Consider the following 16991-nt stretch of genomic DNA (forward strand, 5'->3'; position numbering starts at 1 on the left):
CGGAGAGATCCGCTCGTGATGTCGGTGGTCGCCGCTAGCATTCACATGCGGCGGGCTGCCGTCGGAGGCTGGGGGAAAGATGCGACAACGAACGGCAGAACCGTCAGTGGCGAATCGTTTGTTGCTTCTCAACCAGGTGAGGGAGCTGTACGGGCGGATCGCATACACCCAGAAGACGCATGAGAAGCAAGCTGACATCTGCGCGATGTCCTCGCGGAGGCAACGAGGGTGGAAGGTCGTCTTTACAGCGGTTGGGTCAGGGACGTTCCTTGCCTCCCTCTTCGGGGTGCTTCTGGAACCGCAGTGGGCATCGCTTGCTACTTCATTCATCGCTGTGCTGGTTACGGCGGCGAGCCTGGGCGACCGGACATTCCGGCACGGCGAGGAGATGCAGCAGCACCGCGATACAGCGGCCCAGCTTTGGGATTTGCGGGAGTCCTATCTGTCGCTGATTGTGGATCTGAAGTCGGAAACGGTGTCGCTCGGCCAAGCGCTGCACAGAAGAGACGAGCTACAGAAGGCCGCTCAAGCAGTGCTCAGGGATGCCCCGCGCACGACGCCACGGGCGTACACCATGGCTCAATCCGGTCTGAAGGACAACGAGGATCTCACCTTCAGCACGGAGGAGATCGATGTGATGCTGCCGCAGGCGCTCCGAGAGAATGGGGCGCAGTGATATCACAAACCGGCGATATCTTCGATGGTCTCCTAACCAATCTGAAGGTCAACACAGCTGAGAGCATCGCAGACCGGCGGGACGAAATCACGAAAGCGCTGAACAGCGAGTTCCGAGGTTTGACCGGCTCCACGGCGAACAAGCTGATGGTCGGTTCCTACGGTCGTTGGACAGCGATCAAAGGCATATCCGACCTCGATCTCCTGTATGTTCTGCCGGCGAGTCTGCGCGACACCTACGAGCAGGAAGGCGGGCCACTCAAAGCGCTGCAGCGCACGCGAGCCGCGATCCAGAAGCGGTACCCGACCACCACGGTCGGAGTCGACAGGCTCGTCGTCGTGGTGGAGTTCTCGAACTTCACGTTCGAGGTGCAGCCCGTGTTCGAAAATGACGACGGGTCGTTCGACTACCCAGACACTTACAGCGATTCATGGAAGCTGACAAAGCCCCGCGATGAGATTTCGGCGATCAGCGAAGAAGACACGTCGACTAGCGGCAACTTGCGAAGCCTGTGCAAACTCGCTCGAGCGTGGCGGAACAAGCACGGAGTCGTGATGGGTGGACTGCTGGTAGACACCCTCGCCTACAATTTCCTGACATCTACGACGGAACATCGCTCGGGCGCATCCGAAACCTACGGCGAGATGATGCGCGACTTCCTTCTGTACCTCGCGGACCAGGTGGACCACGATTTCTATCTGGCGCTCGGAAGCCGCCAGCGCGTTCGAGTCAAGAAGCACTTCCAGAAGAAGGCTGCGTCCGGCGCTGAGCTTTGCACTGAGGCCGTCAACGCTGCTGGTCAGAAGAACGAATACAAGAAGTGGAGAGCGGTATTCGGGAAGTCCGTCCCAGCAGTAGTGAGTGGAGGAGAGACGGCTCTTGCAGCCCGATCGTTCAACGACACAGAAGAGTTCATTGAGGACACTCATCCCGTAGACATCCGTTTCTCTGTCGAGATCAGCTGCACCGTGACCCAGGACGGATTCCGTCCTACCTCGCTGACCGCATTTCTCAACCTGTTCTCGCGACTGCCAGCAAAGAAGCAACTTGCCTTCGCGATCGACAACACCGACGTGCCGGGCTCGTACGAGGTGCGGTGGAAGGTGCTGAACCGAGGAGCCGAGGCTGAGCGGCGGGATCACATACGCGGTGAAATTATTCGTCCAACACACGGCACCGAGCGCCGCGAAGTGACTTCCTTCCGAGGGAACCACTACGTGGAGTGCTACGTCATCAAGCGCAACGTTGTCGTCGCTCGGGGGCACATCGACATTCCGATCGCAGCAGAGGCGGCTTCCTAGGCCGCCGCGCTCCGAGGGCGGCGGATGCGCATGCTCCGCCGCCTGCGGGCCGATCCATACTGCCAGGGTGGCTGGTTCTCACGCCTCTTGAGCGAGTAAAAGTGGCCGATCATGCTGATTCGCGCGGCGCTTCCGGCGAAAGGCGAGGCCGATGAAGATGTCCGTCGTCGAAATTCTGACAAGTGTCATGAGACAAAATCGCTCTATGTGCCAGCTGCAGCTGTCCCGGAAATTCGCGGGATCTGTGTCTCATCTCATGACAACTCCCGTGAGATCGGACAATTTCGACATGTCGTTTCTCATGAAACCTGTCGCATTCTCACGAAACCTGTCGCATTCTCACGAAACCTGTCGCTGTTCTCCTGAAAGGTGGCGGATTCTCGCGGATGTTGTCACACGGTCGTCCGGGATTGACGCCGTGTGTCAGCCACGCCGAGGTCGCCTACGCATCAACTTGCTCTGACGAACATCGAAAGTGGCAAGCGATCTCGTGGGGCGGTGGCACGGTTCGGCGGACGCATAGGGGATCTGCGTAAGGTGCGAATGTGCCTCGAGACCCACGTTTTAGTACCGTTCGCGGTGCGGCGGGAGTCATGCTCGCCGCAGTGTTCGCCATCGGTCTGAGCGGGTGTGCGCCGGATCCGGTCAGCGATTCCTACCTCAAGGGTGAGAACACCGGGTATGTGGCCGGCAACGGCGCTATTGTCGAGGTCCCGGTGGCCGAGCGGAGCGAGCCCGTGGTCTTCAGTGGCGTTACTGAAACTGGTGATGATTTCGACAGTGCGGACAACGCCGGCAAGGTCACGGTGGTGAACTTCTGGTACGCCGGGTGCGCGCCGTGCCGCATCGAGGCGAAGGATCTTGAAAGCGTCTGGCAGGAATACGGCGGCGAGGATGTGGCTTTCATCGGCATCAATACCCGCGACCAGGCTGACACTGCCCAGGCTTTCTCTGACGAGTTCGGCATCACCTACCCGAGCCTGATCGACGTGAACACGGCCGAGGCGAAACTCGCTTTCTCCGAGGCTGTGCCGATCCAGGCGACACCGACCACTCTCGTGCTCGACAGACAGGGCCGTGTCGCCGCCCGCATCATCGGGCCCATCGACGGCACCTCGATCCTCTCGACCCTCGTCAAAGACGCCCTAGCGGAGACGCCGTGAACGCAGACACCATCATCGGGTCCGGTGCGCTCTGGCTCGCAGTCCCCGTCGCGATGCTCGCCGGCCTCGTGTCGTTCCTGTCGCCCTGCGTGCTCCCGCTGGTCCCCGGCTTCCTCGGCTTCCTCGGCGGAGCGGTCGCGCCGCGCTCGAAGGGTGACGCGACGAACGCAGTCGCGCCTGAGCGCCGTCAGCTCGTTGTCGGCGTGCTTCTGTTCATCCTCGGCTTCAGTGTCGTCTTTGTTCTCATCACTGCGCTGAGCGGGACGGCCGGCGTGTTCTTCCTACGCTGGGGTGACCTGGTCACGCGCATCCTCGGAGTCGTCGTCATCCTGATGGGGCTCGTCTTCCTCGGGTTGTTCAGTTTCGCCCAGCGGGAGGTCCGCTTTCACGTTGGCTCCCGGGCCGGTGTCGTCGGGGCGCCGCTACTCGGAGTGGCACTCGGTATCGGCTGGGCGCCGTGTATGGGGCCGACGCTTGCCGCGATCATCGCGCTTTCGTTCAACGCCGGCGACCCTGTCCGGGCTGGCTTCCTTGGTCTCGCGTATTCGCTTGGCCTCGGCATCCCGTTCCTGCTGGTCGCACTGGGGTTCGGTTGGGCGGCGAAGACGGTCGAGTTTCTCCGTCGTCACATCCGGGTGCTGAATGTCTGCGGCGGTATCCTCCTGATCGTCCTCGGCCTCCTGATGGTGACAGGGCTGTGGACCGACATCATGTCGCGGCTGACGGCGGTGATGGGCAGCGTCATCCTCCCGCTCTGAGATCCCTAGCAAGGATGTCGGGAGTGACGACTGGAGCAGCCTTCTCTACCCAACTGTTCATGTCGACGGCGCCACTTCGTGATCCGGCGTCGGAACCTTAGATATAGACGCCACGGTCTTCCATGAACCGGACGGGGTTGGTGTAGCCACCGTTGATGTAGACCTCGAAATGCAGATGGCACCCGAAGGAGCGTCCGGTGTCACCCGCGTATGCGATGACCTGGCCGGAATTGACCCATTGCCCCCGGCTGACGGCGATGCCACCGGGTTTGATGTGGGCGTACCCGGTGCTGACGCCCCCGCCGTGTTGGATGCGGACGTAATTGCCGTAGTTGCCGTTGGCGGCGGCGTAGTCCACGGTTCCGGAGTTGGCGGCGTAGATCGCCGCTCCGCAGCCGTTGGCCAGGTCGGCGCCGTAGTGGTAGCTCGAGGAGCAGCCCTGCGAACCACAGATGGGGGTCCGCGGGCCGTAGCTTGAACTTCGGCCGCCCCCGTGGGGCCGAACCCAACCGCCGCTCCCGGCGGAGCCTCCGCCGCCACCGTTGCCGCCTCCGTTGGCTGCCGCTTCGGCGGCTTCGCGTTCGCGACGGGCGCGCTCTTCGGCCTCGCGCGCGGCTACACCCGCCTGGTAGCCGGCGACCGTCTGCGTGGTGGTGTCTTTCAGCGCGGCGAGCTGCGCCTGCATCGTCTCGAGGTTCGCGGCTTGCTCGTCGAGCGCGGCCTGTGCGGCGTCGGCCGCTTCTTGTGCGGCAATCATCTTCTGCTCCGCGACCTGCTGCAGGCGGTCTCGTTCGTCGCGGGCGACCTTCGCCTGATCGGTCAGCGATTGGGCGGTGTTGCGCGCCGAGATTGCGTCATCGTAGACCGACCGGTTGTACTCGAGCAGCTTGTCCATGGTGCCCAGCCGGGACAGGAGCTCATCGGCGTTGTCCGCGGAGCCGGAGAAGAACAGTTGCAGTGCTGAGTCGTCTCCACCGTTGCGGTACAGCTGTGCCGCAACTTGACCGGCCCTGCGCGCAGAGGTTTCGGCCATCGCTGATTGTTCGTCGGCCTGCGCCTGCAGGCTCTCGGCTTCCGTGATCGCAGCGAAGTATTCCTGTTGTGCTGCGTAGAACTCGTCGGAGGCTGTATCGGCGGCAGCCTGGGTCTCGGCGACTTTCTGCGTCAAGGACTGGATCAGCCCTTCGATTCGGGTGATCTCGGCGGCCTTGGCAGCTTCGTTGTTCTTGGCGCGTTGGACATCGTCCCAGCTCGGGTAGGACGCAGCGTACGCCGCTGAGACGCCGGAGCCGATACCGAATGCAGCGAATGCAGCGACGCCGAGGGCGCCGAGTCCGAAAGCGCCACGTCGAGTCACACTCAGCTTCCAGAATGAGTCGCGTTCGGCGGGCGTGGGTGCACACCCGCATTCTTCAGCCGCCTCCGTAGCAGCCGCGGAGACGCGTCGTTCGTTCACTGTGCCCTCTCCTCGAGTTCGGCTTCGTGGATTCTGCTGCCATGGGCGCGCCGATTGGCCATGCTCGCGTTGCCCGCTGTCTGGTCTATCGTCCGTTCGTGGGGGCCGAAGTCGCGCCGACTCGCCCGTGATCTCTGATCTGTGGCCCATATTTGACGCATCGAACTTGAGTTCGACTGTCCTGGCACGAGGCTCACTCTTTCGGGTCCGTGTGGACGTCGGCGCTCGACCGGTTGTGTTTTTTCTTCTTCACTTGCCGTACGACAACGGTGGCGGTGATCACCGCGGCACCGATGACAGCAACGGCGATGATGAGCGGGATCGCGATTGAAGCCACCTCGTTCTCGCCTGCAGATACCACCGGGGCAGGGGTGTCCGCTGCTGGCGGTTCGGTGGTTGGCGCGGTGGAGGGCGACGCCTTTGCCGGTTGGATCCGTGATTGTTCGTTCCCGCATGCTGGTTTGTCCCATCCCAGCCCTGGCTCGCTGCTGGTGGGAGCGTACGTGAACGTGAAGCTCTCGGAGATGGGGTGACCGTCGCTGGAGACGGCGTTCCACAGCACGGTGTAGACGCCCGGTTCTCCGAGTGCGACCGGGGTGGTGAGGATGTTGCGGTCGATGGTGGAGCAGCTGGATTCGTAGAAGAGGCCGTCGGGTCCTTGCACTTGGGCGAAGCTGGCCTGGCTGAAGTCAATGAGTTCCCCGCTGAACGTGAGAGCGACGTCGTCAAGTTGGGTGACGGTTTCGTCTGCCCCGGGCACGGTGTCCAGGAGGTTGTCGTGCGCGAGAGCTGCGGGGGCCGGTGCGGCCACGATTCCCAGTGTGATGAGAGCTAGAAGTGTGCTGGCGAGCCAGCGGGTGCGGTGGGTGGAGGTCACAGGTGCGGGTCCTTTCGTACGGCGGGCACGGGGGTGCTGTCGGTAGGTCGGTTGTTGCGTTTCGTGTGGAGGACGGAGAAGCCGGTGAGGATTGCGAGCATTCCCGCGATCACCAAGGTGGCGGCTCCGGCGAGGGCCTGGTCCTGGAGGGGGGTGGGTCCCCATGTCCGCCCCATGGCGCCAAACCATTCCGCGACGATGAGGTCGGAGCGAGTGATCGTGGCGATGCCGAAGAACGCTGCCACGCCTGTGAGCGCAGTGAGTGAGGCCACACGCCACCGCCCCTCGGGGGTTGTGGACGCGTTCAGGGAAAGCGATCGTATGAAAAGGCACCCGGTGACGAGGAGCTGGCTGATCATCCATTCCGCTCCGAGCTGGTCGTAGAGCGACCAGCGGAACAGGTCGGAGTAGTGGAACAACCACAGCGACGTGGCGAAAAGAGCCGCGGCGACGACGGGGCGCAGAGTAAATCTGGCCAGCGGGCTGTGGGCGGCCCAGAGAAGCCATTCCCGCGGTCCTCGGCTTCCATCGTCCCGTGGATGGATGACCAAGGCTGCGAGGGTGATCGGCGCCGCGAAGACAAGGAGCAAGGGGATCGCGAGGCTGAGGAGAGCGAAGGAGAGGAATCGCATACTGATGAGCGAGTCGTCGTAGGCGGCGAGCGGGCCACTGGTTGTCCACAGAAGCGCACCCATCCCCGCAATCCAGCTGACCGTCCGCCTGGCTGGCCACGGATACCCGCGGCGCCGTGCGCGTTGGACGCCGACGAGGTAGAAGACGATTCCGAAACCCGCGACGAGCACCCAGAGGAGGTCGGGGCTCCACGCCGTGAACCATCTCTGCAGGGTGAGTGCGATCGGGACGGGTGCGTCGGTGAGGATCTCCGCGGCGGTGTTCTGCGGCAGTGTGATCGTATCGGCGGGGGCGGCGGTGCGGGCGAGGGCGGCGGCCGCACCGCTCGCGATACCCATGAAACCGAGTTCGACGCTCACGATCATCCAGAAGGCGCCACGGCCCTCGCTGGCATTTGCGAGGAGTCGACGGCGGTAGGCGGCACCCAGGACGCCCATGACCAGAAGAGCGCCGATCTTTGTGAGAAGGATGAGGCCGTACGGTGAGGCCAAATCCTCCCACCGGCCGAGGGCAGTGAGCGCCCGCGCGTATCCCGAGACGGCGACACCGATGAACGCGATGAGCGCCACCGTCGAGTACCGGCGAAGCACGTTGTCGAGTTCGTGCGGAGAGCTGATCGGTCGCACGACGACGAGCAGGATGAGACCTCCGAGCCATATCGCTGCTGAAATGACGTGCAGGACGAGGGACATGACCGCGGGATCGTGGTTGGCGAGCTCACCCGAATGACCTTGGGTGGCCATGGGTATCAGGCTGATGATCGCAAGCATGGTTGTGATCAGCACCGCACCATAGCTGCGCACAGCGAATGCGAGGACTGTCACGACCGAGGCGAGGATCGCGGTGATAAGCCATGATCGTCCCAGTTCGGTGTCGAGGAGGAAGCGGCCCAGCTGCGCGCCGAACTCAGCGCTCAGGTTCACTTGCGGATTGAATGAGGACAGGAAGGTGAGGTAAGCCACCACCCCGCTTGTGATGGTGAGGGTCGCGGCGCCGGCGGAGGCTATATCGAGCGCGACGGTGAAGGGCTTCCCTGCCGAGGGGAGAGCGAACACCGCCAGTACCAGGGGCCCGAGCATCGCCGCACCGGAGAGATTGACGAACAGTTTCGCGGCCGGGAGTCCCCATCGCACGAGCGCTCCAGGGTCACTGGTGAGTCTTGGTGCAGCTCCTCCACCGATCGCGAGCCCGACGACCACAGCGATGAGTGCGGCGGCAACGAGGAGCGTCGGTCCAGCGATCCGGAGAACAACGGCATTCATGGAGTGGTATCCCCTGTCTCAGTGCCAGGAGCGTCCGGGTCTTCTGTCACAGGCGCCGTGCATTCACCGGTCTTGGTGAGCTGCTGGATCGCCCCGGCAAGAGATTCGAGAACCGCGTCCGCCGACAGGGTGGTGGTGTCCACGTACACCTGGGCAGCTGGCTCTCGGCCGTAGGTTGTGAGCCGCAGATTCGGGGTCTCCTCCTCGTCGACGATCCAATCGACGCCACCCAAGCTGACACATTGCAGGGTGGTGGGGGCCGGGGGCTCCAACCCGCAGGTGAGGAGCACGCTGCTGGGGGTACCCCATGCTGCGGTGGCCTGAGCGTCCGTCCAGACGCGAGCCTGGTCGCCAATTGAGTCCGGTAGTCGTACGGTGACCTCTGCGCACAGCGGGTCGTTCGCGTTTGCTGCGGGCTCGAGGTGGATGGTGGGTGCGCAGCTGGTGAGCACAAGCAGTGCGCACAGCGCCGCGACAGAGGTCAGAATCTTGAGCTTCACAACGTCATCCATCCGTCTTCCTGGGAGTCAGCACGAGTCCGTCGCGGTCGGATCGACATGACGAGCAGCGCTAGTACCGTTCCGATACTGAGCATCCAGTCGAGCCACGGCATCAGCACGACAGCGAGAGTCGTGCCGGTGCGGAGGGGGACCTCGGTGATCTTCGCCGCGGTCGTGTCCACCGCAACCTGCGCCAGCACCTTTCCATCGCGGCCGATGACTTGACTGGTCCCGGTGGTGGAGACGTTCACCGCAGTTCTCCCTGTTTCGAGCGCGCGCATGCGGGCGATGGCCAGCTGTTGGAGGTTCTCGTCGGTGCCTCTGAAGTCCGCGTTGTTGGTTTGAAACACGAACATTTGCGCGCCAGAGGCAGCGCTTTGGTGGATGACGTCGTCGTAGATGACGTCGAAACAGATCGCCAGACCGATGGGCACATCGTCAACGTTCATGAGGGGTGTGTTGGAGCCGGGCGTGTACTCGCGTTGTATCAATCCGATGAGGTCGGGGGCGATGGCTTCGTAGAACCAACGGTCCGGGACGTATTCGCCGAAAGGGACGGGGTTGACCTTGTCGTGGAGCTGCTGCGGCCCGGCGCTGGTCCACAGCATGGAGGTGTTGAACGTGTCGGCTCCGCGGGTGGTTGCCGCATTCACCAGTGCCGGAGTGCCGGCACTCTGCACGAGTCGATCAAGGCGGTCTGCGACGGCGGCATCGCGCAGGGGATCGGCGTCGACGGCCCCTTCTGGCCAGACGAGAAGGTCCATTTCACGCCCCAGGAGAGGAGATGTCGCTTCTTCCTGTGCGCGCAGGATGTCGCCTGGTGTCCTGGTGTCGAAGTAGCCGCTGGGTCCGTTGCCCTGTACCCATCCGACGCGCATCATTCCCGCTTGCTCGGTGGGGAACAGAGGGATGGCTATCGCGGCAACGACGATGACCACGGCCGTTGCTGCTGGCTCCCATCGGCGGAGGATGAGGGCTTCCACGACGCTCGCGCAGACGAGAACGGTCAGGAAGGACAGCCCCGTGGTTCCCACCCATGAAGCGGCTTCCGCGAGCGGGCTCTCGGCGAGGCTGAAACCGACGCGCGCCCATGGGAACCCGGTGTACGGCGTACTCCCCATCAGTGTTTCTCGCAGCATCCATACCCCGGCGACGAGCATGGGAGTGATCGCACGATACGCGTATCCCGCGCGGGTGGTGGTGACCCGATAGGCGAGTGCGATCAGCGCACCGCCGGCACCGAACAGCAGGGATTCCAAGCCAGCCAGCGCGACCCATGGGATGGGTCCCAGAAACCGGGTCACCCATACCAGGTGGGTGAAGTAGAAGGTCGCGCCGTAGACGAGGGAGATCAGGAACGCCCCGGGTAGAGAGCGTCCGCGGAGCGTCCACAGCCCGATGGTTACGCTCACGAACGTTGCGGGCCACCACCCGTTTGCGGGGTAGGCGAGATCCAGCATGCCTCCTGCGATGGCGGACGCGACGATCGCTACGGGAAACGGCACCCCAGCTGGTAGGCGCGCATCGTGCGCTCGGGGGTTCCCGCGCCGTGGTCGAACGGAGAGGGCGTGTCTCACCAATGGGTCAGCGGTCACGGTCATGAGAGCTCAGTTTTTTGAGGTAGGCGTTGTACATGTCGAGGTCGGTGTTCCCGTGCACGTCGGCGTACCGGTCGGCCGCGGCAGCCCGGGCGGTGTCGCTGCGGAACCAGCGATGCATCACGTAGATCAACATCAGCACGGTCGGGGCTTCACCGTAGGACCATGCCAGAGCGCCGGCTAGCTGCTGATCGGCGAGGGGATCGATGCCCAGTGCTTTGGTGGGGGCGACGAATGAGCCGACCAGGATCGTGCTGGCCATCATGAGGAACACCCCGAAGAACGCGTGGAGCGCGGCTTCAGCAAACACGTCCAGTGCACGGGCACCATGACCCAACCTGACCGGCAGCGGATCGGAGGACAGGATGGGGATGGTGAAGAGCATGCCGGCGAGGAGGAATCCGACCTCGAGTGCGACGTGGCCCCCGGGGAGAGCGAGGATGGCATCGGCAGCACCCGCAAGGTAGATGCCGTAGAACGCGAACAGGTACAGCGGGACAGTGGCCCACGGGCTGAGTATCCATTTCGCGGCCGGGCTTCGAAGAGCACTGTGGGCCGCTGTGAGGACTACCCGTCCCGCCCCATGGTGCGGTGTTGATCGCAGAAGAAGGGTTCCGGGTGAGCCGAGGACCAGTAGCGGCGGCACCATCATCATCAGAGTGAGCTGCTGGAACATGAAAACGGACACCAGCGCCTGGCCGTAGGTTTCAACACCCAGACCGGTGACCGCCGCGAGGAGAACGCACCCGAGCAGGAAGCTGACCGTGCGCCACACGGGCCAACGACGCCCGTGCGTCCACAACCGGATCGCGCCGACGAGATACAGCGCAGCGAGGATCCCCGCAACGATCGGTAGCACTGGAAGCGGAATGTCGGCCGGTGCGAGGAACGCCTGCAGAGATGGGGGGCTGTCGGGGATCTCGCCGCTCATACGCATGGTCGTGACAAGAAGATCGCGCAGTTCACTTCCGGATCACCTTGATCGTCGCCCCCGCTGCCAGGAACACCACGGCCGCGATGGGTTGTGCTGTGGTCCACACGACACCGGAGAAGGGGAAGGGCATCACCGGATTCCAGAGCACGGCAATGGCGAGGAAGACCGGGATCCACCACCAGTGGCGTGCCTGGAGCGCAAACCACGCGACGATCAGCCCGAAAATTGAGGCAATGAAGAGGACGAGCGGCGCCCAATTCGCCTGGAAGAGCGCCGGGGCCAGAAACAGGATCGCGGCGGCGACGAGGCTGGGGGCCAGGGCGTTCCGCTGGTAAGTGGAGGGGACGCGTTCTTTGGGACTCATGGGTGAACCGTTTCTTCGGCGGGTACAGGGTCGTCGGGGCGGGACGTGGGGTCTGGCCGGCGACGGCTCGTGCGCAGACCCGCGACGATGAGGAACACGGCACCGATGCCGAGAGCGATATCGGCGAGGTTGCCGATGAACAGGTTCCCGTAGGCGAGGAAATCGGTGACGTGCCCGATCCCGAACGCGGGCGGCGAGAATAAGCGATCGATGAGGTTCCCGATCGCACCGCCCACGATGAAACCGAAACCAACCGCCGACCACACGTTCCGGGCTCGGGTGGCGGCAACGATGAGGACCGCGGTGACAGCGACCCCGATGACGGTGATGACCCATGTGGAGCCTTCCCCGAGCGAGAAGATCGCCCCGGGGTTGAAGGCCAGTTGAAGACCGAGCCAGTCACCGATCAGCGGTATACGCGCATCCTGCCGCAACGTGTTCAGAGCAAGAGTCTTGGTGCCTTGATCGATCAGGATGACGATGGCGGCGACGATGAGCATCACGGCCGACCGGCGGACTCGATCACGCATCGGCGTCTTTCTCCTTAGCTGCAGCATCCTTGGCGGCCTGTGCGCGGTCGCGCTGGTGACGCTGGCGCCCGGCCATAACCACTCCCACAACGCCGATCCCCAGAATCAGTGCCAGACCCGAGAGGAAGAACAGGGGGAGCAGTTCGAAAGCACCGCCACCGGATGCCGTGCCACCGTATGTTTGCGCGGGTCGGGCCGGTTCCGGCTCCTCCGTTGGGGAGGTTTCAGGGGTGGGGCTTGTGGTCGGAGTGCTGGGTTCCGTGTCCGTCGCGGGCGTGACGGTGTACACATACTCCCCGTTGATCGGGTGTCCGTCGGCGGAGACGGTCTTCCAGCGGACGGTGAAGATGCCGGTTGCGGCGTCGGGGGAGAGGTGTTGAGTGATCGAGTCACCGCTCACCGTTGGCGGGTCGACGGCGACGTTTGCTCCGCTTTCATCGATAACCTCGACGACCGTTGCATCGTCACCACCGGTGAGGGCCCCGGTGAACATCAAAGAGATCTCGTCGGGGGAGCCGTTGATGGTCGAGTCGGCGGTGGGGTACGACGAAACGAAGTCGTCGTGAGCGGCCGCCGGAGATGCAGTCCCAAGGACGACGGATGCCGACAACAACAGGGTGGTGAGGACGGCAGCGGTGCGTGCCGAGAGGCGTTTATGCATGGGTGTCGTGCTCTCCGGGGTGGGATTCGGGTTCGATCTGAAAGGTGGAGTGTTCGATGCTCACGGCGAAATGTTCGCTGACGCATTGCTGAAGTGATGTCAGCAGTGCGGCGGAAGCTTCCATCGTGACGGTGTCATCGACCACGACATGGGCGGTGAGCGTGGGGAGGTCGGTCGAGACCTGGGTCGCGTGGAGGTCGTGCACAGCGACCACGTGCGGCAGGGCAAGGATGTGGCGGCGGACATCCTCGAGATCGAGGCCGGCAGGTGTGGACTCCATCAATACCCGGCCGGATGCTCGCAACAGGATGAGGGTGCGGGGGATGATGAGGAGCGCGATCAAGACGCCCGCGACGGCGTCCGCCTGATACCAACCGAAAACGGCGATGAGGATGGCGCTGGCGATGACGCCGACGGAACCGAGGGCATCGTTGACGACCTCGAGGAACGCGGCGCGCATGTTGAGGTTGCGTCCGCGGCCGCTGAACAATACGAGCATGGAGGCGATGTTGGCGACGAGACCGACGATGCCGAAGAACAGCAGACTTCCCGATGCGATCTCAGGGGGCTCGAACAGCCGCCGTACGCCTTCCACGAGCGCGAAGATACCCACCCCGAGCAGCAGAGCTGCTTGAGCGAGCGCACCGAGCACCTCCGTGCGTTGAAGACCGAAGGTGTACCTGGGAGTCGGGGGACGATTCATCAGATGCGCGGCGGTGACGGCCATCGCCAACCCGACGACATCGGTGAGCATGTGCGCCGCATCAACGAGCAGTGCGAGGCTGCCTGTGATAATCGCCCCGATCACTTCGACGATGAAGACCGAAGAGGTGATCGCGAACGCGATGACCAGGCGATTGCGAGGAGTGGCGTCACCAATACCGTGACTGTGCCCTGCTTCTGTCATGGTGCTCCTTACGGCCGTCCAACGATGAGTCGGGCGACGGTCGCCGCATCACGACCCGCCCCAACGAGGGTGTCCGCATCCGCCCGGGAGTAACGGGGCATGCCAACAGTGAACAGTCCCGGGATGCGTGCACTGACGTGCAAAGGCTGACCGGGCGGCTCCGAATCGGGCAGCCATGCGTCTGCCGGCCTGTACCCGGTCGCAAGGATCACGGAATGCGGCTTCACGGACGCCCCATCGGCGAACATCACGGTGTCTCCGTGAACCTCCGTCACGGCGACGGCATGAGTGACGTCTGTCGAAGCTACGCGGGGGCGTGCCTCGGAGAGCGCACCCTTACGTCGCAGCCTCGACCAGATAGGCCGCTCCGACACCCCTGAGGGTTCCGCTCGAGTGGAGAGGGTGACGTCGTGGGAGGACGCGAGCTCCTCAGCAATCTCCACTCCGCTGAATCCGCCGCCAACGATCAACACGTGGCCGGGAGGTATCTGGGCGGGGTAGAGGTACTGGCTGGAATGCAGCACAACACCGGGTACGGCCAATCCCGGGCGCCAGCCCGGTATGCGCGGCACCGCGGCAGCTCCCGTTGCACAGACCACATTTCGGGTTTGCACTTCCCCGGCGGAGGTCGACAGATGCAGCGTGGATCCGTCGCCCAACCGGTTGATTCCAAGAGCACGAGTGCCCCACACGGTCTTCACACCGAGGGCTTTCTCCACCGAAGACAGGTAATCGGACATCTCATCCACACTCGGATGACGGTCTCCATCGCCCGGGAAAGGGAACCCGCGGACGACACTGTGGCGTGCCGCGCTGCGCAGTTTCATCGACTGCCACCGTGTGGCCCAGCTTCGTCGACCGGGGGGTGCAGAATCGATGATCACGAAGTCTTTCTGTGGCTCAAGCCCAGAGGACCTGAGCGCGGCGGCTGTCGCCAATCCGGAGTGCCCGGCACCGACGATGATGACTCGACGGTGCGATAGCGAACGCGCCATCATTCAGCACCGTTCACGGCGGCTTCAATGCTGTCCTCCAGATCGGTCCACGTTTCCAGCACGACAGGCTCCCCATCGATGAAGAACGAGGGGGTACTGCTGACACCGAGCTGCTCACCCTCGTCGAGATCGAATTGAACCCGTTCCGCTGTCGCCGGATCAGCGACCGCATCATCGAACGCGGCCATGTCCAATCCGAGTTCCTCCGCAAACCCCCGGAACAGGTCCGCACGAGACTCTTGAGCCTCACCCCATTGAGACTGCGTCTCGAACAGGCGGTGATACATGTCTTCGAGCCGTCCCTGCTGCGCTGCGGCTTCGGCAGCGATTGCGGCGTTCTTTGAGTTGAGGTGACCAGGCAGCGGGAAGTAGCGGATCACGTAGGTGATCTCGCCATCGAACTTGCCGCGGAGATCCTCGACGAGGGGATAGAAAGCACCGCAGGCCTCGCACTCGAAATCGAGGAACTCGACCACCGTCACCGCCCCTTCTCCTCCGTCATCGAGGACGTGCGAGTTCTCACGGACGACTTGTGGACCGTCAGCGGTCCCCGTCTCGGGTGCGGCAGCTTGATTCTGATTAATCAGGACGAAGACCAGTGCGACGACCAGCAACACCACGGCGAGAGACACGGTGACAAGTACCGCTTTCACGGAAGATTTCATAACACTCCAGACACACACAACGAACGGGGACGACCAGTGGAGCGCCATCGAAGAGATGGCGCCGCCGGAGTCAGGTCCGCGACAGAGAAAGCTGTGTGAGAGAAGGAGGCAATGCGAACAGGCGCCCCGTCATAGCTGCCAGTGATGGTGCGCGCGGCAAACGTTCGCGAATGTGAGAAGAGGGGACGTGACGGCGGAAGTTCCGCGTGACGATGAGCACCAAGAAGCAGCAGATGATACCCAAGAGGCACCCGGCAACGCCGATCACGATGTCGTTCGCGCTATCCCCGGCCAGGAATTGTTCCGCGGTCGCGCCGACAACGCTTTCACCCGAACCCGCCGAAAAATGACCAGCAGAAGGCGTCCCTAGTGACGACGAGGATGTGGTGCTCAGATACGGAGTCGCATCTGTCGCATCACGATGGCCGCCCGGCCACGCTCCAACAACGAGAAGAAGCGCCAGCCCGAGGGCTGTAATGATCTTCGTTATCAGGAACTCGTCGGCTCGGCTAACGCATTTGTGAGCGCGACCGTGGACGACCATGACCTCAGGATGGTACCAGCCCGACCAATCAAGTCTTCTTGCGAGCCCCAGAGCCACGCACCCGCTCTACCGGCGAAGCGAGGAAGACTTGGGACGTCCGCTGAGCCAGCCCATCACCCATTCAACTGGGCCAGTTCCAACGAACCGCCACCACAACCAACCCACCACGATCATGCCCGGAACGATCACCAGCCAGCCCAAGTAGAAGTTCTCGGCAGGGCGGCCATACGCGTTACTCCAAAATGCGATGAGACTGCCGTGCAGCAAGTACAGAGACAACGCCACCTGACCGCAGGCGCACAAGGGAACAAAGACAGCACCCCAAAAACGTTCTGCGTGCTCCCGCCGCACCGTAGCCCCCAGCACAACGCAGACGTAGACGGCGAACACCAAGCCAATATCCCTCAGAGAGTCCAGGTAGTCCCCCGATAACACCGTGCCGAAGCGCTGCCCGAAACCCCAGGCAAGATACGCCAACAGCGCCACAGCCGCCATGATCCACAACAAGCGATCGCGTTTCAAGCCGTGACGGATCAACAGGGCACCGATGAGGAACACCGGCAACAGGTTGACCACCCGATACTGAGGGCCCAGGAACATCCAGGTCGTGACCTCACGCACGGGCGGCGGCGCGGTGTAGACCCAAATCCAGGTGCGTGCGACGCTCAGCAATGGCTGACTGGCCAGGACAAGGACCGCTGTCGCGGCAATCACGACCGAGCTGCGCAGGAGTAGAAGGGGCGCGCCGATGATGATCAGCAGCCCGAGATAGCTCAGGATGACCGCCAGCCAGGAGCCCCACGTGGCCATCCAAACACCCAGGACGATGAGGAACAGGCCACGCAGAGTCTGTTGCAGCAACGTCACCCCCACAGCGCCGCCGCGTCTCCACACAAGCTCCGCCGACATGCCCATGACAAGAGCGAAGAGCGGCGACGCGACACTACTGAAGTTCGCCGTGACGAATTGCACCGCCCACGGTGCGTTCGGCACGAAAGGAGCCGCGTGCGCGATGAGCATCGCGACAATCGCGAACCCGCGGAGCGCGTCCGGAACCAGAAGACGGCTCATGTCGGAGACGCGTCGAGCTCGCCTGTGCATTCTGGGCGGCAGCGTTCTTTCGGGCTCGAAGACCATGCCCTGAGGGCATTGGCTTGACCGCATAGG

General features: G+C 63.3%; 18 protein-coding genes. 4 read left to right on the plus strand and 14 right to left on the minus strand.

Annotation, left to right across the window (positions count from 1 at the left end; genetic code table 11):
• Positions 1–121: 121 nt before the first annotated feature.
• The 4 genes from AC3B5L_RS03215 (at position 122) to AC3B5L_RS03230 (ending at position 3898) form a co-directional block, all read left to right on the plus strand.
• Entirely contained in the window at positions 122–676 is a 555-nt protein-coding gene (locus AC3B5L_RS03215; RefSeq protein WP_490096213.1) for an SLATT domain-containing protein, read from the plus strand.
• The gene (locus AC3B5L_RS03220) at positions 673–1977 is read left to right on the plus strand and encodes a nucleotide-binding domain-containing protein (protein ID WP_136054589.1); all 1305 of its coding nucleotides are present in this window, start codon (positions 673–675) and stop codon (positions 1975–1977) included. Before AC3B5L_RS03215 ends, AC3B5L_RS03220 begins: the two co-directional genes overlap by 4 nt.
• Positions 1978–2570: 593 nt before the next feature.
• On the plus strand, positions 2571–3140 hold the full coding sequence (locus tag AC3B5L_RS03225; RefSeq protein ID WP_136054588.1) for a TlpA family protein disulfide reductase: 570 nt from the start codon (positions 2571–2573) through the stop codon (positions 3138–3140).
• Complete coding sequence (locus tag AC3B5L_RS03230) at positions 3137–3898, plus strand: cytochrome c biogenesis CcdA family protein (protein WP_194239347.1); 762 nt, start codon at positions 3137–3139, stop codon at positions 3896–3898. Before AC3B5L_RS03225 ends, AC3B5L_RS03230 begins: the two co-directional genes overlap by 4 nt.
• A 97-nt stretch (positions 3899–3995) precedes the next feature.
• Here AC3B5L_RS03230 and AC3B5L_RS03235 read toward each other — a convergent pair whose 3' ends face one another.
• From AC3B5L_RS03235 to AC3B5L_RS03300, 14 genes are all read right to left on the minus strand, one after another.
• Positions 3996–5354 carry a M23 family metallopeptidase gene (locus AC3B5L_RS03235; protein ID WP_058631461.1) on the minus strand — a complete coding sequence of 453 codons (1359 nt, stop codon included), beginning with the start codon at positions 5352–5354 and terminating at the stop codon, positions 3996–3998.
• A gap of 193 nt (positions 5355–5547) precedes the next feature.
• A complete protein-coding gene (locus tag AC3B5L_RS03240; protein WP_168429240.1) occupies positions 5548–6231 on the minus strand; it encodes a copper resistance CopC family protein in 684 nt (227 codons plus the stop codon).
• Positions 6228–8126 (minus strand): bifunctional copper resistance protein CopD/cytochrome c oxidase assembly protein, encoded by a 1899-nt coding sequence (locus tag AC3B5L_RS03245; RefSeq protein ID WP_058631459.1) that lies wholly within the window; start codon positions 8124–8126, stop codon positions 6228–6230. Before AC3B5L_RS03245 ends, AC3B5L_RS03240 begins: the two co-directional genes overlap by 4 nt.
• A complete protein-coding gene (locus AC3B5L_RS03250) occupies positions 8123–8638 on the minus strand; it encodes a DUF3515 family protein (RefSeq protein WP_058631458.1) in 516 nt (171 codons plus the stop codon). Before AC3B5L_RS03250 ends, AC3B5L_RS03245 begins: the two co-directional genes overlap by 4 nt.
• Complete coding sequence (gene lnt, locus AC3B5L_RS03255; protein WP_232762584.1) at positions 8623–10086, minus strand: apolipoprotein N-acyltransferase; 1464 nt, start codon at positions 10084–10086, stop codon at positions 8623–8625. Before lnt ends, AC3B5L_RS03250 begins: the two co-directional genes overlap by 16 nt.
• Before the next feature lie 124 nt (positions 10087–10210).
• Entirely contained in the window at positions 10211–11161 is a 951-nt protein-coding gene (locus tag AC3B5L_RS03260; protein ID WP_058631457.1) for a cytochrome c oxidase assembly protein, read from the minus strand.
• 25 nt (positions 11162–11186) lie between these two features.
• Positions 11187–11522 (minus strand): DUF6804 family protein, encoded by a 336-nt coding sequence (locus AC3B5L_RS03265; protein ID WP_045278974.1) that lies wholly within the window; start codon positions 11520–11522, stop codon positions 11187–11189.
• Entirely contained in the window at positions 11519–12022 is a 504-nt protein-coding gene (gene lspA / locus AC3B5L_RS03270; protein ID WP_240747075.1) for a signal peptidase II, read from the minus strand. The genes AC3B5L_RS03265 and lspA overlap by 4 nt, the downstream gene beginning before the upstream one ends.
• Before the next feature lie 22 nt (positions 12023–12044).
• Positions 12045–12713 carry a copper resistance CopC family protein gene (locus AC3B5L_RS03275; RefSeq protein ID WP_058631455.1) on the minus strand — a complete coding sequence of 223 codons (669 nt, stop codon included), beginning with the start codon at positions 12711–12713 and terminating at the stop codon, positions 12045–12047.
• Positions 12706–13620, minus strand: coding sequence for a cation diffusion facilitator family transporter (locus AC3B5L_RS03280; RefSeq protein ID WP_058631454.1), 915 nt, complete (start codon positions 13618–13620; stop codon positions 12706–12708). Before AC3B5L_RS03280 ends, AC3B5L_RS03275 begins: the two co-directional genes overlap by 8 nt.
• 8 nt (positions 13621–13628) lie before the next feature.
• On the minus strand, positions 13629–14618 hold the full coding sequence (locus AC3B5L_RS03285) for a flavin-containing monooxygenase (protein ID WP_306300775.1): 990 nt from the start codon (positions 14616–14618) through the stop codon (positions 13629–13631).
• Entirely contained in the window at positions 14615–15280 is a 666-nt protein-coding gene (locus AC3B5L_RS03290) for a DsbA family protein (protein ID WP_058631453.1), read from the minus strand. Before AC3B5L_RS03290 ends, AC3B5L_RS03285 begins: the two co-directional genes overlap by 4 nt.
• A 70-nt stretch (positions 15281–15350) precedes the next feature.
• The gene (locus AC3B5L_RS03295; protein WP_153002304.1) at positions 15351–15824 is read right to left on the minus strand and encodes a hypothetical protein; all 474 of its coding nucleotides are present in this window, start codon (positions 15822–15824) and stop codon (positions 15351–15353) included.
• Between the two features lie 66 nt (positions 15825–15890).
• Positions 15891–16895 carry an acyltransferase family protein gene (locus AC3B5L_RS03300; RefSeq protein ID WP_058631452.1) on the minus strand — a complete coding sequence of 335 codons (1005 nt, stop codon included), beginning with the start codon at positions 16893–16895 and terminating at the stop codon, positions 15891–15893.
• Positions 16896–16991: the final 96 nt, after the last annotated feature.

Source organism: Microbacterium sp. C-MGS6 (assembly GCF_058140415.1).